The organism is Parasphingorhabdus sp. NYA22, assembly GCF_976973735.1.
The window spans coordinates 996541-1021631 of record NZ_OZ333477.1 but is presented as its reverse complement, the minus strand read 5'-3'; the positions used below and the strand labels follow the sequence as shown (position 1 = coordinate 1021631).

Here is a 25091-nt window from a genome sequence, read left to right as displayed (position 1 = left end):
TCAGTTACTCCTTGCGGGTTCGGAGCCAGCCGGAACGGCAAAACGATTGACCATCGCGGCGGCTTGCGGACATTCACCTGCGCCATCGGGTGCGGAGCCGGCACCGAAAGTGACTTCCTCCTCCTCCCATGCGGCATCCAGTGCTTCGAGATCATCGGGATCGTCGGCCGGCTTGATTGCGCTTTCGACATCCATGCTGCGATCAACCCCGATCAGGTCGCAAAGCGCGATCAATATGGCAGCATAGTTCGGGTCGCGCTGTTCCAGCCTTTGCGCCAGCGCTACCAGGACAACGCCGGGTTCTGCCAGCTGTTCGAGCGCTTCTTCTTTGGGTAAAATCGAACAATATTCCAGAAATTGCGGCAAATAATCGGGCAGCTCGTTCGAGACCGGATCGAGGCCAGCAGCAAGATAACGATCGCGCAGATCAACCATGGCCTGACCGCGGTCACGGCTCTCGCCATGAACATGTTCGAACAGGTGTAGAGAATGGACTCTGCCGCGATCGAACAGTTCGACATAATCTTCCTGAATATCGATCAGGTCACTGGTGGCCAGTTTGCCCAGCAAAGGGTCGAGTGCGGCAATTTGTTCCGCTCCCAGCAAGCCGTCTTCGATAAGCGCCGCGCGCATTTCGGGCGCTGCCTTTTGTACGTCAGCCGTAGGATATTGCAGCAACGCGGACAGGATACGATAGGTTACGCTCATGATATGACCTCCGTTGGTGTCTGGAGTTTCTTGCGGGCCGGTGCGCCGAACAGGTTGGTTTCGCTGCTCCCGCTTGAACAGCCGTTGCCGAACGAGAAACCGCAGGAGCCACGTTCTTCGAACATGTCTTCGGCATCTTCACGATGGCCTGACGGGATCACGAAACGATCCTCGTAATTGGCAATCGCCATGATCTGGTACATTTCCTCGATCTGCGCCGGAGCAAGGCCTACGCGTTCCGCAATATCTTCGCGGATCACGCCATCGACCGTCTTGCCGCGCATATAGCTGCGCATTGCCAGCATCCGTTCCAGACAGGCCGCAATCGGCTCTTCATCGCCAGCCGTCAGCAAATTGGCGAGATATTTGAGCGGAATGCGCAGCGAGCGTATGTCCGGCATATCATCGACCATTTCGATCTTGCCAGCACCGGCAGCGGCGCTGATCGGCGACAATGGCGGTACATACCAGACCATCGGCAAGGTCCGATATTCGGGATGGAGCGGGAACGCGACTTTCCATTCCATCGCCATTTTCCAGACCGGCGAACGGCGTGCCGACTCGAGCCAGGCTTCGGGCACACCGTCTTTACGCGCCTGTGCGATGACTTCAGGATCATTGGGATCGAGGAAAATATCGAGCTGGGCCTGATACAGATCTTCGACATTTTCAGCGGAGGCCGCTTCCTCGATACGATCGGCGTCATAGAGCATCACGCCAAGATAGCGAATGCGTCCGACACAGGTTTCGGAACATACTGTCGGCTGCCCGGCTTCAATACGGGGATAGCAGAAGGTACATTTTTCCGACTTGCCGGATTTCCAGTTATAATAGATTTTCTTGTACGGGCATCCCGAGACACACATCCGCCAGCCGCGGCATTTTTCCTGGTCGATCAGGACAATGCCGTCTTCCTCGCGCTTGTAGATCGACCCGGAAGGGCAGGCCGCAACGCAGGTCGGGTTGAGGCAATGTTCGCACAGGCGCGGCAAATACATCATGAATGTATTTTCAAACTGCCCGTACATTTCCTTCTGGATGCCGTCGAAATTATAATCTTCCGACCGTTTGGAAAATTCACCGCCGAGGATTTCTTCCCAGTTGGGACCCCAGTTGATCTTTTCCATCCGTTTGCCGGTGATCGCCGAACGTGGCCGGGCTACCGGCTGCGCCTTGGACTCCTTTGCGGTTTGCAAATGGGCATAATCGAAGGTGAACGGCTCGTAATAATCGTCAATTTCCGGCAGATCGGGGTTGGCGAAAATCTTGGCCAGAAGCCGCCATTTCCCGCCCATCCGCGGTTGCAGGCGACCGCCCTTCTTGGTCCATCCGCCGTTCCACCGCTTCTGGTTCTCCCAATCCTTGGGATAACCGATGCCCGGCTTGGTCTCGACATTGTTGAACCAGGCATATTCCATGCCTTCACGGCTGGTCCAGACGTTTTTGCAGGTCACCGAACAGGTGTGACAGCCGATACATTTGTCAAGGTTCAAGACCTTGCCGATTTGCGCGCGAACCCTCATGCCATCTGCTCCCCGGCCAATGCCCCTTCAGGCAATTCATCTTCCAACCAGTCCACTTTGGACAATTTGCGAACGATGACGAATTCGTCACGGTTTGATCCGACCGTGCCGTAATAGTTGAAGCCGTAAGAAAGCTGGGCATAGCCACCGATCATATGGGTCGGTTTCAGCACCGCCCGGGTGACGCTGTTATGGATACCGCCGCGATTGCCGGTCAGCGGTGAGCCTGGCACATTCACCAGCTTTTCCTGCGCGTGATACATGAACAAGGTTCCTTCCTTCATGCGCTGGGAGACGACGACACGGGCGACCAGAGCGCCATTGGTGTTGAAAGTCTCGACCCAGTCGTTATCGACGAGGCCCGCTTTCGCGGCATCTATTTCCGACATCCACACAATCGGTCCGCCGCGCGACAGCGTCAGCATCAGCAGATTGTCGGTATAGGTTGAGTGGATCCCCCATTTCTGGTGCGGCGTAATGAAGTTCAGGATGACGTGCTTTTCATCTTTTGCCTGATCAATCATCGGCTTGACCGTCTTGGTGTCGATTGGCGGACGATAGACCGCAAATCCCTCACCAAAGGCCCGCATCCAGCTGTGATCCTGATAGAGCTGTTGCCGCCCGGTCAGGGTGCGCCAAGGGATCAGCTCGTGCACGTTCGTATATCCGGCATTATAGCAGACATGCTCGCTCTCGATCCCTGACCACGTCGGAGAGGAGATGATCTTGCGCGGCTGGGCCTGCAAATCGCGGAAACGGATTTTCTCGTCTTCCTTGGGCAGTGCGAGATGCTTGTGTTCGCGTCCGGTATTTTCGGACAATGCCTCCCACGCCTTGACCGCCACTTCGCCATTGGTTTCAGGCGCCAGCATCAAGATCACCTCGGCCGCATCGATCGCGCTTTCGATCTTCGCATGGCCCTGGGTCGCGCCGCCGTCATTGACGGTTCCGTTGAGCTCTTTGAGCAATCGCACTTCCTGATCGGTGTTCCAGCCAATGCCTTTGCCGCCATTGCCCAGTTTTTCAAGCAACGGACCGAGCGAGCTGAAGCGTTTGTAGAGACCTGGATAATCTCGTTCGACGACCGCGACATTGGCCATGGTGACTCCGGGAACTGGTTTTGCATCGCCCTTGCCCCAGTCTTCGACATCAAATGGCTGCGCCATTTCGCCCGGCGTGTCATGGAGTATCGGTGTCAGCACGATGTCCTCTTCAACGCCCAGGACTTCCGGTGCTATTTCGGAGAATTTCTTGGCAATGCCCTTGTAGATTTCCCAATCCGACTTGGATTCCCACACCGGATCGACCGCAGCTGACAGTGGGTGGATGAACGGGTGCATATCGGACGTATTGAGGTCGTCCTTTTCATACCAGCTCGCGGTTGGCAGAACGATGTCCGAATAGAGGCAGGTGGTGGACATCCGGAAATCGAGCGTCACCACCAGATCGAGTTTTCCTTTTGGTCCCTCGTCATGCCAGACGACATCGTCGGGTTTTTGGGCGCCGGTCTCTCCGAGATCCTTGCCCTGAACACCATGGGCCGTGCCCAGAAGATGCTTGAGGAAATATTCATGGCCCTTGCCCGATGAACCAAGGATATTGGACCGCCAGACAAACATGTTGCGCGGCCAGTTGGCCGGATCATCCGGATCGTGGCAGGACATTTCCAGCTCGCCGGATTTCAGCCCTTCGGCAACAAAATCCTTGGCGTCCTTGCCAGCAGCCTTGGCCGCTTTGGCGACTTCCAGCGGGTTGGTCTTGAGCTGCGGCGAACTCGGCAACCAGCCCATCCGTTCGGCGCGGACATTATAGTCGATCAATGTGCCGGACCAGTCGCCTTCGGGCGCGGTCGGCGACAATATCTCTTTGACGTCGAGGGTTTCGTAGCGCCACTGGTCGCTATGCGCGTAGAAGAAGCTGGTCGAGTTCATCTGCCGCGGTGGACGATTCCAGTCGAGACCGAAGGCAAGCGGTTGCCAGCCGGTCTGCGGGCGCAATTTTTCCTGGCCGACATAATGCGACCAGCCGCCGCCCGACTGACCGATACAGCCGCACATCACCAGCATGTTGATAATGCCGCGATAGTTCATGTCCATGTGGTACCAGTGGTTCAGCCCGGCGCCGAGAATGACCATCGACTTGCCGTTGGTCTTTTCTGCATTGGTCGCGAACTCGCGGGCAACGGTGACGATCTTTTCGACCGGAACACCGGTGATCTTCTCCGCCCATGCCGGCGTATAAGGCACGTTGTCGCTATAGTCCTTGCTGACATGATCTCCGCCCAATCCTCTGTCGAGGCCGTAATTGGCGCAGAGCAGGTCAAACACGGTGGCGACCATCGCGTCGCCGTCTTTCAGGGTTACCGAGCGCACCGGTACCCGCCGATTCAGAACATCGGGATGATCCGTTCCTTTGAAATGGTCATGTTCCTGATTGCCGAAATAGGGGAAGGATACTTCGACAACATCGTCGCGATTCTGTTCCAGGATGGCGGTCAGGCGCAAGTCGACGTCGTTGCCCTTGCCATCTTTTTCCTCGAGATTCCATTTGCCCTTTTCGCCCCAGCGGAAACCGATCGATCCCAAGGGGGTGACGACGTCGCCGGTCTTTTCGTCGATGGCGACCGATTTCCAGTCCGGATTATTCTTCTCGTCAAGACCGCCCTTGAAGTCGGACGCGCGCAGCATCCGGTCGGGAACATAAGCGCCGTCTTTTTCAACCAGCCGGACCAGCATCGGCATATCGGAATATTTGCGGCAGTAATTTTCGAAATAGGGAACCTGCCGGTCGAGATGATATTCGCGCATGATGACATGGCCCAGCGCGAGGGCAAGCGCGGCGTCGGTGCCTTGCTGCGGGTTGAGCCAGATGTCGGCAAATTTCGTCGCTTCGGCATAATCGGGGGACACCACGGTCACCTTGGCGCCGCGATAGCGTGCTTCGGTCATGAAATGGGCGTCGGGAGTCCGGGTCTGCGGAACGTTGGAACCCCAGAGCATCAGGTAACCGGAATTATACCAGTCGGCGCTTTCCGGCACATCGGTCTGTTCACCCCAAGTCTGCGGTGACGATGGCGGGAGATCGCAATACCAGTCGTAAAAGGACATGCAGGTGCCGCCGAGCAGGGACAGATAGCGCGATCCTGCGGCGTAGCTGACCATCGACATTGCCGGGATTGGCGAGAATCCGATCACCCGGTCGGGGCCGTATTTCTTGGCTGTAAAAGCGTTAGCCGCCGCGATGATTTCGGTGACTTCGTCCCAATGGGCGCGGATGAAGCCACCATGGCCGCGAATGCCGGTATAGCTTTGGCGCTTGGCCTTGTCTTCGACGATCGAGGCCCAGGCAGCGACCGGTTTCATGGTCTTGCGCGCTTCGCGCCACAGGCGGACCAGCCGCGAACGGACCAGAGGATATTTCAGCCGCTGCGCCGAATAGATATACCAGCTGTAGCTTGCGCCGCGCGGGCAACCGCGCGGTTCATGATTGGGCAGGTCGGGCCGGGTCCGGGGATAATCGGTTTGTTGTGTTTCCCAGGTTATGATCCCGCCTTTGACATAGATTTTCCAAGAGCAGGAGCCGGTGCAGTTTACGCCATGGGTCGAGCGGACAATCTTGTCATGCTGCCAACGCTTGCGATAACTGTCTTCCCAGCTCCGGTCTTCGCCGGTGGTCACGCCGTGGCCATTGGCAAAGGGTGCCTTGGTTTGCTTGAAGAAAGTTAGACGGTCGAGAAGATGGCTCATTTTTCAGTTTCCTCGGTTTATACGGTCGCAGGGATGGGGCTGGCAGCTTCGCGTCCCCGTTCGATATCGTGGAGCAGGCTACCGCGTCGCGTGTAGCTGTTCCATGTGACGAAGGCGCAGCCGGCATAGAAGGTCAGAAATGCCCACAATGCGCCGTCAGGCGTGCCGGTCATCGAGATCGACGTGCCATAAGCTTTCGGGATGAAGAACGCACCGTAGGCGGCGATGGCAGAGGTGAAGCCGATGATTGCTGCCGATTCCTTTTCCGCATTGCGCAGCTGTTCGTTGGCGGGCAGGCCGGGCATCAGTCGCCCGATTTCCTTGCGCATGATCACCGGGATCATCTGGAAGGTAGAGGCATTGCCGACACCGGTTGCGAAGAACAAAAGCATGAACATCGCGAAGAAGCCCCAGAATGCGCCTTCCTGATCCTTGATACCAAGGAAGTAGAGGACACCGACCACCGCCGCGATCATCAACAGGAAGGTCCAGAAGGTAACCCGTCCGCCACCCCATTTGTCGGAGATCCAGCCGGTAGCCGCTCTTGAAACCGCACCGACCAACGGCCCGAGGAACACATATTTCAGCGAATCCACGTCGGGAAAGGCGATTTTGGTCAGCAGCGGGAAGCCGGCGGCATAGCCGATGAACGACCCGAACGTACCGGTGTATAGAAAGCACATGATCCAGTTATGCTTGCGCTGGAAAATTACTGCCTGATCGGCAAAGCTGGCTTTGGCCGAGGCAATGTCGTTCATGCCGAACCACGCCAGCGCCGAACTGATCAGGATGAACGGCACCCAGATGAAGCCGGCATTCTGGACCCAAAGCTCGCCGCCATCGGTCGTAACCTGTGGTTCACCGCCCATGAAGCCGAACACACCCAGGGTGATAACGATCGGCACCAGGAACTGCATGACCGATACACCCGCATTGCCGAGACCGGCATTGAGCGCGAGCGCATTGCCTTTCTGCCGCTTGGGGAAGAAGAAGCTGATATTGGCCATCGAGGAAGCAAAATTGCCGCCACCGAAGCCGCAGAGCAGTGCCAATACGAGGAAGATAAAATACGGTGTATCGGGGTTCTGCACCGCATAACCAATACCGAATGACGGAATGAGCAGCGACATGGTCGTCAATGTGGTCCAGAGGCGGCCACCGAAAATCGGTACCATGAAGCTATAGAAGATTCTCAAGGTCGCACCCGACAGACCCGGCAGAGCTGCCAGCCAGAAGAGTTGATCGGTCGAATAGTCGAACCCGATTAGCGGCAGTTTTGCAACCACCACCGACCAGACCATCCATACCGAGAAGGCGAGCAACAGGCAGGGAATGGAAATCCACAAATTGCGTTGGGCAATTTTTGCTCCCTTGTCATCCCAGAATCCCTGATCCTCGGGCTCCCATTGGTGGAGAACCTTGCTGGCTGGTTCTTTGTGGACTTTTTCGTCATGGATATCCGCCATTTCGGGGAATTCCGGCAATGACCGCTGGTCAACGCCCGCAGCATCCTGTTCCATCTGGCGTACCGCGAAATGCATCCAGGCCAAGGCAATGCCTACCAGCGCGAACAGCACCATGAAGCAGCTCGTCCAGATGCCGGTGAGATCACTGACCGCACCGAAAATGATCGGCAGAATGAATCCGCCCAGACCACCGACCATACCGACCATTCCGCCGACTGAACCGACGTGACCGGGATAATAGACCGGGATGTGCTTATAAACGGCGGCCTTGCCCAGCGACATGAAGAAGCCGAGCACGAAAACGGTGATGACAAAGGGTATCAGGCTCATCGATGTCGAGAAACGGATGTCGCCCTCAATGCCGTGGATCACATAGTCGGTTGCCGGATAGGAGAGCATGAAAAGGCAAAGAAGCGATATGCCGAAGGTGGTATACATGACCTTGCGGGCGCCATATCTGTCCGAAAGCATGCCGCCATAGGCACGGAACAGGCTGGCCGAAAGTGAGAAGGTTGCAGCCAGGATTCCGGCCATTTTGATGTCGAGGCCATATACGCCCATCAGATATTTGGGCAGCCAGAGAGCGAGTGCGACAAAGGCACCGAAGACGAAGAAATAGTAAAGCGAAAAACGCCAGACCTGCTGGTTCTTCAGCGGTTCGAGCTGTTGTTTCAGGGACTTGGGCTTCTCGCCGGAAATCTTACGCGAGGCAAAATCGGGATCGTCTTTTGCGAATATGAAGAAGGCGATCGCGGTGACACCAAGCACCGCTGCCCAAATCTGTGCGACTGCGGTCCAGCCGAGCGCAACCATTACAAATGGCGCAGAAAATTTGGTAACCGCTGCGCCGACATTGCCCATGCCGAAAAAGCCGAGCGCCGTTCCCTGCTTCTCTTGTGGATACCATTTGGAGACATAAGCGACACCGACCGCAAAACAGCCACCGGCCAAGCCCAGACCAAGCGCTGCAACCAGCGTCAGGAAATAGGTGTCGGCATAAGAGAGCAGGAATGTCGCGGTGGCAGAGGCCAGCATGGTAAGCGGAAAGACCAGTCGTCCGCCATATTGGTCAGTCCAGACCCCAAGAAACAGCCGGGTCAGAGATCCGGTAAGAATTGGCGTGCCAACGAGCAGACCGAATTGGGTATCATTCAGACCCAGTTCGGCTTTGATCTCGATACCGATAATGGCAAATATCGTCCAGACAGCAAAACAGATGGTAAAGGCAAAGGTGCTTAGTCCGATGGCCCGGTTTTGATCAGCTTCGGATGGAATATGAGTCGTTGGCATGATATGGCCCCAATGGAGTTTCTCGCGACGCTGTTGGATGACTGAACCAGACGGTTTTTTGATCTGAATCAAAGCAGGAGGGAGCCGGGGGTAAAATTCGCTTGTTGCCTGATAAGTTTCAGGCCAGTCCTAGATTGTTGTCGTCCGATGAATTGATAATTATCAATTGACTCGAGTGTTTTGAATATTTTGATCTGAGGAAATGTTTTTGCGTGAAGGTGAACGTCCGGAAATAGCCAAATTGCCGCTTTTTGCCGAAATGAAGGAAGAACAGCGCGAACGTGTGTTCTCTGCATCCCATTTGCAGGTATTTCCCCCGCAGTTGATATTATTCGATGTCGGTCAGAAACCGGACTTCCTCTATGTCCTTGTCGATGGTCTGATCGAGCTGTTCACAACAAATGGTGACCGGGATTCGACCATGGCGATTGTCGAGCCGGTCAGCAGTTTCATTCTGGCTGCGCTCGTGACCAATCAACCGTTTCTGATGTCTGCGCGGACGTTGCAATCATCCCGAGTCATGCTGATCCCGGCAGATTTATTGCGCGATGTGATCAAACAGGACGGCGCTCTGATGCAGGAGGCGATGCGCGAATTGGCGGTCGGCTACCGGCATATGGTGCGGGCGCTGACCGATATGAAATTGCGTCAATCGACCGAACGGCTTGGGAATTTTCTGTTGCTGGAGAGTCACAAGCGCAATGGCGCGATGAATTTGCAACTGCGCGGCGAAAAGAAACTGCTCGCCTCCCTGCTCGGAATGACTCCGGAAAATCTCTCTCGGGCGCTCAGCGCGCTGGCGAAACATGGTGTATCCGTTGCTGGCGGCAATATAACCATCACCGACCATGACGCTTTGGTCACATTCGCCCGTCCCGATCCATTTCTGGATAGGGTTGAGTGATAGTCGCCATTCGGCTTGTCCTGGACTAGAATTTGGCCTCAACGGAGAACCAGGCCTTGGTGGTATCGGTGGAGAACCGATCCGCGTCGTAACGGGCAAATTTACCGAGCAGCGTGATGTTTTTGCGAATGGGCACGCTGACCACCGCATCCCATTCACTGCCATATCCGATGCCCAGCCGGGTAGACCGGAAATCATGGTAGACCAGCCGGAAAACCGTTCCCTTAAGCGGCCCGTCACCGCCCAGCTTATAGCCAAGATCAGCATAGAGGTCGCGCAGGCCGTTTGCCGGGGTGACGAGAAATTTGTCGGACCAGCCATTGAAGGCATGAAGCGTCGCCAGCGGCGTCTGCAGCGCTGAACTGCCATCGCCTTCCAGCCGTTCAAAGCCGATTTTTGCGGTAGCCGCTCCAGCAGAAAGGCCGGCCTCGGCGAGCAGATAGTCATTGTCCGCAGCAAGTGGATTGGATCCATGATCCTGCTGGTTGGCATATTCCGCCGTATAGAGTATTTTCAGGTTCTGGTTGAGCGCCTGATCACCGGACAACCGGACGCCGAACGTGCGCGACGACATCGCCGGAGCAGAGGGTATGTCCAGCCAATAGCCATAAGCAGAAAGGGTGCCCAGCGGCTTGATTGTTACGCCAGCGCGCAATCCGTGGATATCTGTGTTCCGCCAAATCCCTTGAGGAGAGTCCGTTCCGAAAATACGGTTGACGCGCCAGGCATGGAAATAGTCGACCGAGACATCAGCAACTGGTCTTGCCGATAGCCTGACCGCATCCAGTGTCTGGTCATTCTGACGCCAGCCGACCGAACCGATCCATCTCTGGTTATCAAGATTTACCGCCTGCCGGCCTGCGGTCGCCTCGATCCGGCTATCCGGATTCCAGCGGACATAGGCCTGATTGAGCAGAATATCTTCCGGGTCTGCGACAACGGGAAATTGGGTCCGCCCGTTGACCGTGTCGTTGAACCGCTCCTTGCCGACGGCGACAATCGCTTCCCCTTCGACAACCGCGCTCAGCCCGTTCCATTCGCCGGTCTTCAAACCGGCTCGAACTCGCAAGGTCGAAGCAGTCGCGTTCCTGGCGATACCGTCTTGATCGACTAGCTCCAGCCGATAACGAATATTGGCATAAGGCTTGATAACGGGAACCTTTTTTTCAGCCTGAGAGCCGGAACTGTCTTGCGCCAAAGCGGGAGTAGCCAAGCTGCCACCGACCAATAGCGCGAGCGCGACGAAATTCTTCTTGTTGATCATTGTCATGCTGGCGGAGTAGAGGCCGGCTCGCACGAAGTAATTGATTTAAATCAAGAGGTATGATGCTGTTTTGTGGCTATTGTCCCGCCATGCTGCAAAAAAGACAAAGATATGGATGATTTTACAATAGCGCGCGTTGTTCACGTCTCCAGCGTCCTTCTGTGGATTGGCGGGGTGGCCTTCGTGACGATGGTCGCGATGCCGGCAATCCGGCGTCAGTCGCGTGCCGACGAGCGTCTGTTCACCTTTCACGGGTTGGAAAATGGTTTCTCATGGCAAGCCAAAATATGGGTCTTGCTCGCAGGCGCGAGCGGCTTCTGGATGACCTGGCGCGCCGATCTGTGGGATCGGTTTGCCGATCCCCGCTTTTGGTGGATGCACGCGATGGTGATAGTCTGGTTCATATTCATGATGATGCTGTTTGTGCTGGAGCCCTTGTTCCTCCATCGGAGGATGGCGGAATCCAGAGAGCCCGAACGCGATTTTGCCAGAATGGAGAGGGTGCACTAAATTTTGAACATATTGGGAATCATAACCGTCATCGGGGCGGTCGCCGGCAGTCACGGGCTCATCTGATGCGGGCGCGGATCGCGATTATCTTCGCCGCTCCCCATCGTTCGCTGTTCCTTGCCGGCGTGCTGAATTTTGCATTGCTGATGATCTGGTGGACCGCGACGCTTTTTGATATCTATATCTGGCCGATAGGGATGGCGTCCGGCAATGTTCCGGCCTCACTTCTACATGCGCCGCTGATGCTCTTTTTAATGGTGCCATCGTTCTTCTTCGGCTTCCTGCTGACCGTCTTCCCGCGCTGGATCGGCTTTCCAGACCTCGGCCAGAACCAATATGCGCCGACAGGAGGCGCATTCATCATTGCATCTATCTTGGCATGGATTGCTTTGAATGGTGGCAATCATCATTTGCTCGCGATCGCGCTGTGCGTTGCCGGGCTCGGCTGGCTGGTTGCTCTGTGGCATATGATCGTTCTGCTGATAGCCGAAATCCGCGATAGCAAGGGTCCGACATGGCACGGATGGTCAGCATCTGCGGCTCTGTGCTTCGGCCTGGCCGGACTCGGTTTTTCGGTTAAATTCCTGCTGACGCTGGATGCTCATGCCTATCAGATCGCAAACAGCCTCGGAACATTCGGATTTCTGTTGCCCATATTCTTGACCGTCGCCCACCGGATGATCCCGTTTTTTGCGGGCAATGTCGTCAAGGACTATTTGGCTTGGCGACCTTTTTGGTTGCTGGCGCTGCTGTGGGTCTTTCTGCTGGCCCATCTGATATTGCAAATAGGTGGTTACAATGATCTGCAATTTATCAGCGCTGCTGCTCTGTTTGCGCTGACCGTGACAATGCTTTGGCGCTGGTGGCCACGACAGCAGGCTCCGGGTCTTTTCATGGTATTGGTATGGGGCTTTGCCTGGGCGCCGATCGGCTTTTCACTGATCGCGCTTGGCAGTTTCGCCGAGTTCGCCGGATATAATATCAGTCTGGGGCGGGCGCCGGTCCATGCGATCTATATCGGCATGGCGGGAAGCCTGGTGATCGCGATGGTGACGCGGGTCACCCTTGGGCATTCTGGCCGACCGCTGGCGATGAGCCGCCTGACCTGGCTTGCCTTCTGGGCCATCCAGCTATCGGCTATCGCCAGAATAGTCGCCGGCGTTCGCGGCGAACATGGCCACTGGTTTGTTCTGGCGGGCGTTATCTGGATCCTGCTCGTCACGCCATGGACCTTGCGACAGGCCCGCATCTATTTGTCAAAGCGAGTCGACGGGAAAGCTGGGTGATTGGCGGACGATCAATATCGCACGGCGTTTCAGGGGTGAAGACCATCGGTTTGTTGTGTTTGGCGTTGCCCGGGCGTAGACGTCGGGCATGAGCGATTGTTCAACATGCGTTGTCCGCAACCGCGCGATTTGCGCCAGCCTTGAAACTGATGAACTGCAGTTATTGGGGAAGATGGGCCGTAAACGGACGATCAAGCGCGGTGAAACTCTGTTGTGGGAGGGTGATCCGGCTCCGGTTGTCGCCAATATCATTGATGGCGTGCTCAAGCTCTCCGTGAACCTGCAAGACGGGCGCGAGCAGATCGTCAGCGTTATGTATGCCGCCGATTTTATCGGCCGGCCGTTTGGCAAGGAAAGCCCCTATCGGGTGACCGCAATGACAGATGCCGAGCTCTGTGTTTTTACAAGGTCTTCCTTTGACAGCTTTGCAAAGGAGCATCCCGACCTGCAAAATAAACTGCTCCAGCGGACTCTCGACGAGCTCGACCGCGCTCGCGAATGGATGACCTTGCTGGGCAAGAAATCGGCAACCGAGCGCATTGCTACTCTGCTGGTCGAATTGTCCGATCGCCTGAGCATGGATGGCTGCAGTCCGGAGACGCTCTATCTGGACCGTTTCGAGCTGCCCATGGACCGGCAGCAAATCTCGGACATATTGGGCCTGACGATCGAAACCGTCAGTAGGCAGTTTACCCGCATCCGCAAGGAAGGGATCATAGAACTGCCGGACCGGCGCACGGTCATCATCAGGGATCGTACCCGGCTGAAGGCCCTCTCAGAAGCGGAGTGACTCCTGCCATTTGGGGAATATGTAGTTCCTCATTTCGGGCATTCCATCTCCGTTGCCCGGTGACAGGAGTTTTTGACCGAGATCAAAGCGCAACGCGGCCGTCGCACCTATCACCCGCATCATGTGGCCATATTATCCAGAATTGCTGGCAAAGCCGGTACCGCGCTATACGAGCTACCCGACGGCTGTGGAATTCAACAGCAGCTGTGGTGCAGACGAATATATTCGGGCGCTGCGCAACGTGCCGCCCGGGACAGCGCTATCGCTCTACGTCCATATTCCCTATTGCCAGTCGATCTGCTGGTACTGCGGTTGCAATACCGGTGCGGCTGGCAAGGTCCAGCGGCTGACGGCTTATCTGGACGCGCTCGAAAGCGAATTTGCATTGATTGGACGGTTGCTCGGCGGCCGGGGGAAAGTACGCCGTATCGCATTTGGCGGCGGCAGCCCGAACGCCATTACGACCATAGAATTTGTCCGCCTTCTCGACCGGATTACGACAATATTCGATGCCGGCACGCCAGAAATCTCGGTCGAGCTGGATCCGCGCGGCTTTACCTCCGAATGGGCGCTGGCGCTGGCGGCGTCCAATGTCGGCAGAGTGAGTCTCGGCGTCCAGACCTTTGCGCCCCATGTCCAGGAAGCGATCGGTCGCGTCCAGCCGCTCGCCGATATCGAGAAATCGGTATCCGCCTTGCGCTTGCGCGGCATTGATTCGATCAATTTCGATCTGATGTATGGCCTGCCCAAACAGTCTTTGCAGGATCTCAACGAAACGCTGACTCAGGCAATCGAACTTCAACCCAGCCGCGTCTCGTTATTCGGCTATGCCCACATGCCCGAGATGATACCGCGGCAGAGGCGGATTGATGGCGACAGCCTCCCCGATGCAGAATTGCGCTTTGAACAAAGCGAGCTCGGCTATCAGCGGCTGACCGAAGCAGGCTATGTGGCGATCGGCTTTGACCATTTCGCCTTGCCGACAGATTCATTGGCCATTGCGGCAACAGAAGGCCGGGTCCATCGGAATTTTCAAGGCTTTACCGATGATCCCAACGAGGTCCTGCTCGGCTTTGGGGCCAGCGCAATCAGCAGCTTGCCGAGCCTTTTAGTGCAGAATGAAAAAAATGTCGGGCGATACCGGTCTTTGGTCTCTTCGGACACGGTCGCGGCTGTTCGCGGCGTGACCCGCGACGAAGAGACAAGGAAACGGGGTGCGACAATCTCTTCTCTTCTGTGTCAGGGGCATGTCGATGCCGGGGCCGCCAATATGTTGCCGGATGCCCATATGCTCGATATTTTTAGAGAAAAGGGTCTGATCCGGCAGCGCGATGGCCAGTTGGTCATTACCGAAGCGGGACGGCCTTATGCACGGCATATTGCGTGTCTTTTCGATCAGTTTCTTACTCGGCAGGAAACAGCTGCAGCGTAGCGGCGACATTACATTTTTGTTTCCCATGACAGAGAGAAGAAAAATGTCTCCATACTCTGATCGAGACAGTCGACAGTACCACATCGTCAGAACATCTGGTATCGATGGCTGCGTAAACTAACCAAGCGATAGTTCCGTCTCGTTTCCTGCATCTTCCTCTTTCGCAGAGTCCATCCTTGAATACAGGCAGACCAGTTACGGCCGAAATCCGGAGCTGCGGACTTTCCTGAAACGCGAGCAGCAACGTCCGCTTTGTCGGTGTTGAAGGTTAAATGCGGACAGACCGCTTACGGCCCAGAAACTGACGTTTAAATTGCGTGCCTGGAACTTCCGCTCCCGACCCAACTCCAAACATTTGCAGATCTTATATCGAAGGTCGTCTTCGGCCCAATTTAAATATCAAAGAAAGTGAAGCTCACCTTGCTCGATCACGTGGTGAGGCTACACGCGACTGCGCCAGTTTCCCTCGATCTAGTCCCAGATTTCGAGCATGATGTGCAGCAAAGATTTCCGGCGTTGCATTCATATCGGGGTGCTTATCAAGGAATTTACGAACATCGTCTGCTAAAGCCTGATCCTCGGACTGTCCGGTTGCTCCGAGCGCCGCAGCAGCTTGCCCATAAGCTTCACGTATCTTCTGCCAGCGCGTTTTTCCTTTGGCGATAAACGGCGGAAGATCTGATTGGCCGCGCGCGACAGCAACGGCCTGTTCGTTAGTGCGCCGATCTGCATTGGTCATTGCTGGGCTTGCCCCACTTGCCAATCGGGCGCGCAATTTGACGAGTGCCATACTTGACCCGGCAATACCGCGACCCCGCGCGCGTCTCGGTGTGGCTTCGGCGGCAACACCGCGCGCTCGCAGTTCATGAGCAAACCGCTCGCGAAACCGGCTAAGCTGAGCAGGACGGGGATTAAACCTCACGCGGTCCAGCCCTTCGGCCTGCACTGTCAGATGGACATGCGGACGCGGCGTATCTGTGTGCAATGCCAAGACGTAATCATGATTGTCGCTTAGCTCACTGTGGGCAAGCGCGCGGACAGCTCCCATTACCTTTTCGGGGTCGGTTCCTGCTGGCATCGAGAACACCAAGGACACCGATGATACGGTTGGCCGCGACCGCCATTGCATCGTGTCGCTCCACTCTGCTGCGCGCTCGGTAACATCTTCCTTTGAGGTCAGGATCTCTCCATCGCGACTCTCAATGTCGACGATCCCTTTGCGCCCGATATAATCGAGATGGGCTTTGACATGGCTACCGCCGCGCTGGCGGCCAGTGACCTTGACCAACACTTCCGGCGCTCCCCGCACAATCCGGGCCAGCTTTGCCCTCGCCGTCTTGCCAGTGGCAGCACCGTAACTTCCATAAAGCGGGATATGCACTGATCCGTTTGGATCATGGATATAGCGTACCCGGTATGCGGGACGGGTCGCTTCCCATAAGGCCGAATCCAGGCCCATTAGTCAGCAACCTTCCAGTAACTCACATCACCGTGCATGGCATCACCGACAGCGGCGATCTGTTCGGAAATTTCCGTCCGCATATCAGCGATCCGTCGAAGGTCGTTTTCGATCTTCTTGTCGCCGTCATCCATCATTCGCAGATTGGCAGCCTTCATCGCTTGATTGAGATTGCGGCCAATGCGGAGCAATTGCATCCTGATTGGCGCAAGCTCGTTAAGCAGGCCATCATCGACGCGAGATTTCAAAGCAAGGTGACGGCGCACCAATGCCTTGATCCAGCCTGACCGATTGGTCGAACGCTGTGACGAACGGTATTCGATCACGGCAATTTCGGCATCGGTAAAGCGCAACGAGATACGATTATGCGCGATTCCTTCGCGGCGTTCTAACAGAGTACGGCCACTATTCTCCTTCAACATCTGTTCAATCATTTGCCGCAAGATCGCGCTTCTACCACCCCGCCCTACTGCGAAGCTGTCGAGCGCAGATAGCGCTCCAGCATCTAGCCTGATGCTCAACATCGCAGGTTTTAGATCGGTATTTGTCGCCATGAAATTGCCTCGTGAAACACGGGCATTGTAATACAACACGCGCCGCTAGGCATATCCTGCAATTAAGACAAATACCCTAAAACCCCCTAAGAAATGCGCATCCAAAGTGGCCATATTTGTTAAATATGAAGGCACCCTTGGATGCGCTTGGGGGTTAGGACTCTAAGTGCGTTTGTGAAGCGAGGCTTGCCAAACGGACAAAAGATCGCCGCACGATTTCGTGCTGGCGCGTTCGCACTCCCCCATTCGGCGATCTCGGCGACGGAGCGACCGCAGCCGTTGCAGACGCTGGCACTGGTGTCGAGCGCGCAAGTATCTTTGCAAGGAGAGAGTAGCCGTTCAATGACAATTCTAACCAGCTCTCTACCTATTCCGCCAGCTAATCTACTCGAGGGAGCGTATGAGGAGTGAAACGTTGGCTTCCATGGTCACGATTGATCGACTGGATTTCCGCTCCTGGGTGGAAAACGGAAGGTCTGCTTTCGAGCTGCAGGCTTAAAAGGGTGCTTTAAGACATATCGGAGATCGCCAACAACTGCCGCTAATAATGCGCACGTTCAGGGAATGTGTGGCGCGGCCTCAGAGCGAACATTTAGTTATTATTGCTTGCCCAGAATTCGAGGCTTCGCGACAGGACTTCCAGTATCACGTGACAGAAAATAACGATCAATCGCGAACGACATTCCAGCGATCATTCCAGAATGAGTGCCTGCCAGTAGCTCTGGCAAATCGAGCCCATTTTCCAGATACATGCCGAGATAGTCCATTTCGTAACCAAAAATTGGTGTCGCGCCTTGGAGCCGCTCGCGTGCGGCGAAGTAATTGAGAAAATCTAGAGGATCGCTCAGGATATCGACGCAACTACCAAGTTCTGCAAGATTCAAGGTTGGAGGCAGTTTGAGATCCTGAGGAATCCAACCTGCTCTTTTGAGTTCAAATTCAGACATAGCCATCGTTGAAAAGTCATCGAGCGTAACTGAAATACGCACCACAGCATCGATGTTGTGAGGATCGAAGCCGAGGCCCGCCGCGACTGCCAGAGCGTCAGAGTTTCCTTCAGTAGCCAGTTTTAAGATACCAGTCAGTCGGGCTGATTGCTCTGCTGGTTCAACGATCAGTCGCTTAACGTGCTGTTTGAGCGCTTTTGGGGAGCCGCGCAGTGCGGATGATGAGACACTGCCAGATTTGGCTTCTGCAATCAGCAGGATCCGGTCGAAAGTAGCCAATAAATCGGTGTCATACTGAACGCCTTGCCATTGCCATTTCACGCCGCTCTTGACGCAAGCTGAAGGTAGAGCGGTTCGCACAACTTTGCTAATTTCGTCTTCAAGATAGGTAGATTTCCGACGGTCTAAATCATCAACGATTCCAGCTTTTTCGCTTAGGTCCCGCAAGATCACTGGCAGAAACGCCGGGATCGACTGTGGAATGAAGAAAAGGAAATCGTCGCCGTCGTGCAAGCCCGGTTTCTGCCAGACAGGGTTTGCTAAAAATAGGTGCTGCGTGTCGGAGTCCTCTAGACATCCCGGCACCATGCTCAATGATCGTAGAATTGAAACCACTTTGGCGACGGGCTGTCCCGTCTGAGCGGCAATGATTGAAGGATCGATCAGCATTTCCATCATAAGCCAGCGGTCGGCATGAACTTGCAGCATCATACGGAGACTGCGAAGGCTCATGCGCTTTGGAAGGCTATCGAGAAGTTCGGCGGGATCTCCAGCGACTCCCTCGTAACGAACAAAGAAATCATGAACAATTTTCTTCTTCGTGCGTCCTTTGAAGATGTCCTTTAACAGAATGAATCGGTCACCAAGGCGTTTTTGGTGCAAAGATACCATCTTCTCGATTGTCGAAATCAAGTCGCTGGCACTGAAGCCATGATGGACCTCAAGTGCTCGGTCTAGCGGCTCATGCCATGACCGAACGATCCGAAGCATGTCATCGTAGTAGCCCCAGTTTCGGACCATCTGTGTATGGTCACGCATTTTTTCCTGAAGCCCAATGACCAAGAGTGTATCTGGGTCGTGCGTGCCACTCAATTGCTGCAATCGCTGTTTGTGGAAAGCGGCACTAACCGCCTTCACTGTATCAATTGCTTTCTGGACATCTGACGGTGTTGCAGGTTCGGTGCCCCACTCCCGGCGGTCGATGGTCAGCAACAGTGCCTGTAGCAATTCTATGTGATGTTGCTCAATCCCTTCGAGCAACCCTTTGCCTGAGGTTCCGTCAGGGCCGACTGGTGAAGACATTCCCCAGCAGGCTATTGTTGCCATAAGATGTGGCGGGAAGGCAGAACGGAACAAGTTCTGGATTGAGTTGATATGAGCAGGGAAATGCTCGGCTGCCTGTTCCGCCATTGCTATTGACGCGCGCCGATGAACGTCTTTGTTGATTTTAGAAAAGGGTAACTCCCGGATGATCATGTTTGAGATATATGCGGGCGGGAGCCTTTTGGTAAGCGGTGATTGGCAAGCCCAGAGGCAAAAGGTGCTCTAAGCGATTAAAACACAGCGAAGCCCCGCCCGAACGGATCGGGCGGGGCTGAAATTTGTTTGCTTATTCGCCGCTGGCCTTGCGGGCGCGTGACCAGATCAGATTAAAGGTCTTGCCATCTTCGTCGTCGAACAGGTTGGCGAAAATGGGTGCGGTGAAGCTGGGATCGTCGAGCTTGACCGACAGATACGCCCGGTCTTCCTTCGAGGTCTTGGTCCAGGCTGCTCCGATTTCTGCGCGACCGACAAAAACCCGGTGGGTCGGTGCGTTTTCATTTTCGCTTGCTTCTTCGGGAACGATGCGGACGTTCTTGGTCTGAACGCTCATTGTGACGATTTCGCCTTTGTAGCTTTCACCTGACTTTGTGAATGATCCGATATTTGCCATGATATTTCTCCTTGAGTTTATATCGATCCCGCGCTCATCGCGGTCTCGATGGCTGGTTCAAAGGCCGGGATATGGACTGATGCACCCGCAGGGCCGCAGCGCAGCGAAGGACGTTGGACACGCGGATTTCTTGTTTCCGCGAGGAATGCCTGGAACAGGCAGGGGAAGAAATTGGTGGGGCCAGCGTTGCAGCAAAGGCCATAAGGCGCAGCCGTTCCCAGCCTACCAAGCCATTCGCAGAGACCGGGCTGGGCGCGGACCCGCTAAATCAGAACAATGGAGAAACTGGCAAATATCGCTGTCTGAACCAATAGCAAAAAGTGCAAATCCGGCGAAATCTGTGAGCATGACCTCAAACCAAATTCCAATGATTTCCCGATCTGCGCGATGGTAATATGCCGCCCACCCCCGTATTGAACGCGCAGAAACCGAAGGCTGCCGCCAAGACTTGAATCAGATCAGCAAATTGATCGCTCATCACGAACACCCAGCCAATGCAAACCATCCTGCCTGTTCGCCGATGAAAATGGCTGACAGTCGCTCGGCTACGCGCCTTTAAGGCTGGCGAAAGATAGCCCAATAGCCCCGCCCGATCTGTTCGGACGGGGCTTTCTCGGAAAATTGGAGGCTTGGCAAATTCACACTGATCGCCGCCAGTGTATCCCAATCATAAGGCGGGTTGTCTTTATCGGACAAATACACGGACGGCGCTAACGCGCCGTCCGCTCATTCACTCAAGCCGCAATCCGCCCGTCCTCGGCGGCTTCGCTATGGGTAGCTTCGCCGCTCTCGTCCTCGTCTTTTGCTTCTTCGGGAGACACCGCAACCTGCGGGACTGGATCCGATGGTTCATCCTCCTCCATGAGCCACTTGGCTCTTTCAGCGGCGGCCACCGTTCCGACCCCGCCGCGCTCGGTATAGGCGGATGGCGGAAACGCCATCCAGCGCGGAACCCAATGCTCCTGCTTTTCGCGGCCATTCTCGCCGGTCAGGAAATCACCAATAACGCCTTTCACGACCTTGGTCTTTTCGCTGGCATTGGCGGCAGCAATGCTGGCTCCGCCAACATCCGCCAAAAGCGCGGTCAAGACTTCACGGTCGCGCACAAGGTCCATGAACGCATCATCCGCCGTCCAGTAATCCGCCATCTCCACATCAAGATGGACACCCAAGGTTTCGATAAGATCGCTTCCCGCTGCCAGCGTTTCGGCCATGACAACACCCAATATCTCCATGACCACGCTATCGGGCACATCAAGCAAACGCAGCAGCAAGCCGCTCATGCCGTTTCTTGTCTCATGGCCAAGCGTGACCGTGGGTTCATCGGCATCAAAGCCAAGCACCGCCAACACCGAACGGCGGCGCTCGTCAAAACGGGCCTCCGCCACGCTGGTTTCGACGCTCTCGGTAATCGCTTCCTTGCGGCTGCGCTGCTCCTGCACCTTCACATTCCACAAAGGCGACCCGCAAATCGCGTGAGCGACCATCACGCGCAGCGCGACATAGGGACTGGCCGCAAGTTCGCAGCGCACAGCCGCATGGCGGTGTAGATTGACATATTCCGCCATTGGTCCGGTAATTTCGGGACGCTTGGGCTTGTCTGCCTTGCTATCCACTTGCCCGGTTTCCCGCACCCGCGCTTCCTTGGCGGTCAGATAGCCTTCGTGGACAGTCACTTCACCCTTTGCGCTAACATCAATATAGACCCGGCCCCCTTTGCGCTTGGTGGTCTTTTCATGGTCCCAAGTCTGGAAATAGCTGTCTTGCGGGATGATCTGCACATCGCTCCAGCCATCCTCAAGATATGCCGCTTTCTTCGCTTCAATGGCGGCAGACTGTGCTTCCCAAAACTGGTCCGCGTCACCAAAATAGCCATCCTCGGCAAACAGATCGCTGACGATCTGGCCCTTGAACTGTGCCATATCGAAGATTGCAGCGGACACCGAAATCGACGCGCCGCCAAAGAGCCACGCCTTTAGCTGCGTCCCGCGCGGCGCATAGGCTTCTTCATCCTTGAACAGAGCCAGCCACGCCTTTTGCTGCGCCTTGCTGGCCAAGGTTAGATGGCGCACGGTGGCCGCATCAATTTCTTCGGCGCGGTAGGCTTTGCGGATGGGCGGCAAAAGATTGCCAAGCGCAAGAATGCGCCCCACCATCTTTTCGTCCATCCCGAATGTATCGGCAATCTCGGACGCCTTGCGGCCTTTCTTCACCAATTGCGTAAACTGTTCCCACTGCGTCACCTCGTCGGGATTTTCGCGGACAAGATTTTCAATGAGCGAGGCCTCCAACGCGGCGGCATCGTCGCCATCTTCCAATATCGCGCAAGGGAGCGGTCCATCGCTGCCGCCTTCTTCGGCAACTGTGGTTGCCGCATGATAGCGCCGCCGTCCCGCGACAATCTCGAATGTTTCGGCGCTGCCGTTGGGACGCACCAAGAGCGGAACAAGAACGCCCCGCACCCGCACCGAGGGTAATATATCGCTAATATCGGGCGGCTTCTTGCCGTTTCGCATATTGGCCGGTGACACCGACAGTTTGGCGAGCTCTATATTTTCGAGTTGCATTGGTATTCTCCTACAAAGTTACGTTGATGATTGGCCCCGCTCCCGTTGCATACGGGGGTGGCGGTGGAAGCGGGGCCGGTGGGCCGCACGGCAGGATTGCCGTGCGGGGTCTGCCGCGCCTTGACCGGAGGGGTGGGCAAGACGGCGGAAGCTGTAGATCATGCGCGGCGCTCTTGCCTTTGCGCCAAGACGGCGGCTTTCAGCCGCGCCTCATCCTCGGTGATGCGCCCGACCATTCGGGCGGCATCGGCGTAAACGGTGAGCGGAAATCGCGCTTCAAAATGCAGATCGCGCTCAATGGACAGATCGAAAGGCAAGGTCAGAGATGCAATCTCTGACAGGCTGACCGAACCGAGTTCGGGACAGCCGAACCCTAGATCGGCCAGACCGAACAAAGTGTCGCCATCGCTATCCAGTTCCGACAACAGCCAAGTGGCTGCGCCGACCGGATTGAAAAATTTGACCACAGGCACATGATCGCCGCGATTTTGGCCGTTGGCGATCAGGCGCTTTCTGTGATCTTGGGTCAGTAGCATCATAGCAAAAACTCCTTTCAGAACATCTCGATCTGGTTGCGGCTATTGGTGTCGAACAGGCCATGATCGGCGGGTCGCTGGGCCTTCTTGGGTTCCATCGGCGCGTTGGCGCGCATCGCGAGCCGCTGGGCTGGCGTGATCGGCGCGACACCCGACACCAAAGTCTGGACACCGAGGGGAGTCTGCTCCGCTTCAAGCGGGGCGGTGGCATGATCTGGCGACACACTGCTCATGCCACACACTCCGAGCGCAGCGGCTCCTGATCGGCGAACGCCAAAAGATAATCCGCCGCCTTGCTGGCCTGACTGGCGGCTTTGAAAATGGCGCGGTTGTCCTGCCGCAACACCGCCAGCCAAGAGCCGAGATAATCGGCATGGCGAACGGTGGGCACGATACCGAGCGCAGCGCAGAGAAAAGCCGAGGTGAGTTCAGCGCATAATTCTTCCCGCGCATAAAGCGCGGTCCCGAAATTGCCCGACTGGTCGCGGCCAAGGCGGGTCTTGTGGCCCGTCCAGTGACCAAGTTCGTGCAAGGCGGTGCGGTAATAGTCGATTTGATGGGTGAATGCGGGTTGCGGGGGAACCTGCACAAAATCCCCGCCGACATTGTAAAAAGCCTTGGTCCCGCCCGTTCGAAAATCCGCTGCGGTTGCTGCAATCAAAGCCTCGGCCTGATCGTGCAATTCGCGCTGCGGAAGCGGTGCGGGTTCGGCGGTCAGCCGCTCCGGCAAGCCATCGCACTGCGCGGCATTAAACACGGTAAAGCGTTTGAGGAATGGAATTGAGCGGGGCGCATCTGAATTGCCAGCGTCACCGTTCCCCTGCTCTTTCCTATCATCATCCGGCGTAAAGCGGTCGGCATAGAAGATTGTCCGGCCCTTCTCGCCTTTGCGGACGCATCCGCCAGCGGCCAAGGCTTGTCGGAATGTCAGCCAGTCCTGCGAGGGATAACCGCCATCAATGACAGCGCCCCAGAGTATAAGGATATTGATGCCCGAATAGTGCCGCCCAGAAATCGCATTGCGCGGCAAGCCGGTCACGGCGTTTCCGCTGTTCCACGGCTTGACCCAAGGAAAAATGCCTTCCTCAAGCTGCGCGATAATCTGCGCGGTCACTTCATCATAGAGCGACACTTTCGGCGCAGCATGACCGCCACGGCAAGTCTTGCGCGCAGCGCGCGAAGCGCGCTTGGCCTTCGCTGTTCTGCCTTTGCCGCCATCCGAAACCCTAGAATTTTCATGCAACATAACCGCCTCCATCGCCCCAAAACTGCCGCACCCGGCCCCGGAGAGGCGGGGTGGGCGGCAAGAGCGACCAGAAAGGCCCGCATCAAGCGGTCAGGCGCACCCGAAGGGATGGAACAACGAGGAATACCCGGTCCTGAAAGGCCGGGTTGCGCCTGAGCGCGGCGGGCCTAGCCGGGAGCGCCGCCCACACCGTCTCTCTGGTGCCGGAAAACAACGCCGGCGCGTCCGCGCCGTCCATATCCATCGCAATAAATCGCGATTCCCTCATCCGCGAAGCGGCCTGATAAAGACGGCACCCTTGCACGGCGCGACGCCGCGCGGTGGTGTGCGCGCGCGTCCGTGCGCCAGCGCCCACCGGGCAAGGAGAGAGGCAAGAGTGCCAGCGGGTCAGAACAAAAAGCCGCACCCTCAAGGAGCGCAGCGGGAAAGAGTGCGTCCTTAGAAAATCCCGCTCATTATCCAGGGCGTTGCGGGGTGTCCCCGCAGAAGGGGTAGCCGGAGACAGCATAGCGGCTCCGGCTCAGGGGAAGGCCTTCCCCCAACCACAATTTCAAACAATGTTCTTGAAATGTTTTTACCTCTGTCAGTGAACAAGCTACAATATCCCAATGAGCAATTTGTCCAACCGACCTGATCAATTTGAAGCCATCCATATCGCCCACCAAGCCCGTGAAATTCTGCGCATATTGAATCACGAAAGAAGCACAAATAGCCAAATTCTAACCAGCTGGCTCGGCAGCATAGGCCTTGGAATCTCCCATCGCGGCCTTCAAGATTTACTGGATCGTCTCGAAAAAGAGGCTTTGGTTCGCACCGAGAAAATCGACAATTTCCGTGTCATCCACCTCCGGCAACTGGGCGGAGAAATAGCTTCCGGCACTGAAACATTGGACTGGATCGCCAAACCAGATCTGCCCGATTGATAATATT

19 protein-coding genes and 1 pseudogene are annotated in these 25091 nt (G+C 56.0%); 6 read left to right on the top strand and 14 right to left on the bottom strand.

Annotated features, from left to right (window positions below; all coding sequences use genetic code 11):
• Genes narJ through ACWFTY_RS04975 form a run of 4 tightly spaced genes read right to left on the bottom strand, consistent with a single transcriptional unit; the run spans nt 1 to nt 8733 of the window.
• Nucleotides 1–708 carry a nitrate reductase molybdenum cofactor assembly chaperone gene (gene narJ, locus ACWFTY_RS04990; protein WP_447526274.1) on the bottom strand — a complete coding sequence of 236 codons (708 nt, stop codon included), beginning with the start codon at nt 706–708 and terminating at the stop codon, nt 1–3.
• On the bottom strand, nt 705–2201 hold the full coding sequence (gene narH, locus ACWFTY_RS04985; protein WP_447526273.1) for a nitrate reductase subunit beta: 1497 nt from the start codon (nt 2199–2201) through the stop codon (nt 705–707). The genes narJ and narH overlap by 4 nt, the downstream gene beginning before the upstream one ends.
• A 26-nt stretch (nt 2202–2227) precedes the next feature.
• Nucleotides 2228–5977, bottom strand: a complete 3750-nt coding sequence (locus ACWFTY_RS04980) for a nitrate reductase subunit alpha (RefSeq protein WP_447526272.1) — start codon at nt 5975–5977, stop codon at nt 2228–2230.
• 17 nt (nt 5978–5994) lie between these two features.
• On the bottom strand, nt 5995–8733 hold the full coding sequence (locus ACWFTY_RS04975) for a nitrate/nitrite transporter (protein ID WP_447526271.1): 2739 nt from the start codon (nt 8731–8733) through the stop codon (nt 5995–5997).
• Between the two features lie 208 nt (nt 8734–8941).
• On the opposite strand from ACWFTY_RS04975, the gene ACWFTY_RS04970 reads away from it, so the two are divergent.
• Entirely contained in the window at nt 8942–9637 is a 696-nt protein-coding gene (locus tag ACWFTY_RS04970; protein ID WP_447526270.1) for a helix-turn-helix domain-containing protein, read from the top strand.
• Between the two features lie 25 nt (nt 9638–9662).
• Here the strand turns inward: ACWFTY_RS04970 and ACWFTY_RS04965 are convergent, their stop codons facing one another.
• Nucleotides 9663–10907, bottom strand: a complete 1245-nt coding sequence (locus ACWFTY_RS04965; RefSeq protein ID WP_447526269.1) for an alginate export family protein — start codon at nt 10905–10907, stop codon at nt 9663–9665.
• Nucleotides 10908–11012: 105 nt separating this feature from the next.
• Between ACWFTY_RS04965 and ACWFTY_RS04960 the strand changes: the two are divergent.
• From ACWFTY_RS04960 to hemN, 4 genes and pseudogenes are all read left to right on the top strand, one after another.
• Nucleotides 11013–11477 (top strand): annotated as a pseudogene (locus ACWFTY_RS04960) (hypothetical protein).
• Complete coding sequence (locus tag ACWFTY_RS04955) at nt 11477–12697, top strand: NnrS family protein (protein ID WP_447526268.1); 1221 nt, start codon at nt 11477–11479, stop codon at nt 12695–12697. The pseudogene ACWFTY_RS04960 and the gene ACWFTY_RS04955 overlap by 1 nt, the downstream one beginning before the upstream one ends.
• Nucleotides 12698–12785: 88 nt before the next feature.
• On the top strand, nt 12786–13487 hold the full coding sequence (locus ACWFTY_RS04950) for a Crp/Fnr family transcriptional regulator (RefSeq protein WP_447526267.1): 702 nt from the start codon (nt 12786–12788) through the stop codon (nt 13485–13487).
• A 121-nt stretch (nt 13488–13608) separates the two neighbouring features.
• Entirely contained in the window at nt 13609–14919 is a 1311-nt protein-coding gene (gene hemN / locus ACWFTY_RS04945; RefSeq protein WP_447526266.1) for an oxygen-independent coproporphyrinogen III oxidase, read from the top strand.
• Between the two features lie 415 nt (nt 14920–15334).
• On the opposite strand, the gene ACWFTY_RS04940 is transcribed toward hemN, so the two are convergent.
• The 9 genes from ACWFTY_RS04940 to ACWFTY_RS04900 form a co-directional block, all read right to left on the bottom strand.
• Nucleotides 15335–16378: a relaxase/mobilization nuclease domain-containing protein gene (locus tag ACWFTY_RS04940; protein ID WP_447526265.1), complete on the bottom strand. Its 1044-nt coding sequence runs from the start codon at nt 16376–16378 to the stop codon at nt 15335–15337.
• The gene (locus ACWFTY_RS04935) at nt 16378–16812 is read right to left on the bottom strand and encodes a hypothetical protein (protein WP_447526264.1); all 435 of its coding nucleotides are present in this window, start codon (nt 16810–16812) and stop codon (nt 16378–16380) included. Before ACWFTY_RS04935 ends, ACWFTY_RS04940 begins: the two co-directional genes overlap by 1 nt.
• A gap of 239 nt (nt 16813–17051) precedes the next feature.
• Complete coding sequence (locus ACWFTY_RS04930; RefSeq protein WP_173202508.1) at nt 17052–17276, bottom strand: DUF1289 domain-containing protein; 225 nt, start codon at nt 17274–17276, stop codon at nt 17052–17054.
• A 255-nt stretch (nt 17277–17531) separates the two neighbouring features.
• Nucleotides 17532–19355: a hypothetical protein gene (locus tag ACWFTY_RS04925; RefSeq protein ID WP_447526263.1), complete on the bottom strand. Its 1824-nt coding sequence runs from the start codon at nt 19353–19355 to the stop codon at nt 17532–17534.
• Between the two features lie 133 nt (nt 19356–19488).
• Nucleotides 19489–19812: a DUF736 domain-containing protein gene (locus tag ACWFTY_RS04920; RefSeq protein ID WP_173202494.1), complete on the bottom strand. Its 324-nt coding sequence runs from the start codon at nt 19810–19812 to the stop codon at nt 19489–19491.
• 734 nt (nt 19813–20546) lie between these two features.
• The gene (locus tag ACWFTY_RS04915; RefSeq protein WP_415179001.1) at nt 20547–22379 is read right to left on the bottom strand and encodes a ParB/RepB/Spo0J family partition protein; all 1833 of its coding nucleotides are present in this window, start codon (nt 22377–22379) and stop codon (nt 20547–20549) included.
• Nucleotides 22380–22537: 158 nt separating this feature from the next.
• Complete coding sequence (locus ACWFTY_RS04910; RefSeq protein ID WP_173202493.1) at nt 22538–22918, bottom strand: DUF2958 domain-containing protein; 381 nt, start codon at nt 22916–22918, stop codon at nt 22538–22540.
• A 14-nt stretch (nt 22919–22932) separates the two neighbouring features.
• Nucleotides 22933–23148 carry a hypothetical protein gene (locus tag ACWFTY_RS04905; RefSeq protein WP_447526262.1) on the bottom strand — a complete coding sequence of 72 codons (216 nt, stop codon included), beginning with the start codon at nt 23146–23148 and terminating at the stop codon, nt 22933–22935.
• On the bottom strand, nt 23145–24161 hold the full coding sequence (locus tag ACWFTY_RS04900; RefSeq protein ID WP_447526261.1) for an ArdC family protein: 1017 nt from the start codon (nt 24159–24161) through the stop codon (nt 23145–23147). The genes ACWFTY_RS04905 and ACWFTY_RS04900 overlap by 4 nt, the downstream gene beginning before the upstream one ends.
• A gap of 608 nt (nt 24162–24769) precedes the next feature.
• Between ACWFTY_RS04900 and ACWFTY_RS04895 the strand changes: the two genes are divergently transcribed.
• Complete coding sequence (locus ACWFTY_RS04895) at nt 24770–25084, top strand: hypothetical protein (RefSeq protein ID WP_173202490.1); 315 nt, start codon at nt 24770–24772, stop codon at nt 25082–25084.
• Nucleotides 25085–25091 lie beyond the last annotated feature (7 nt).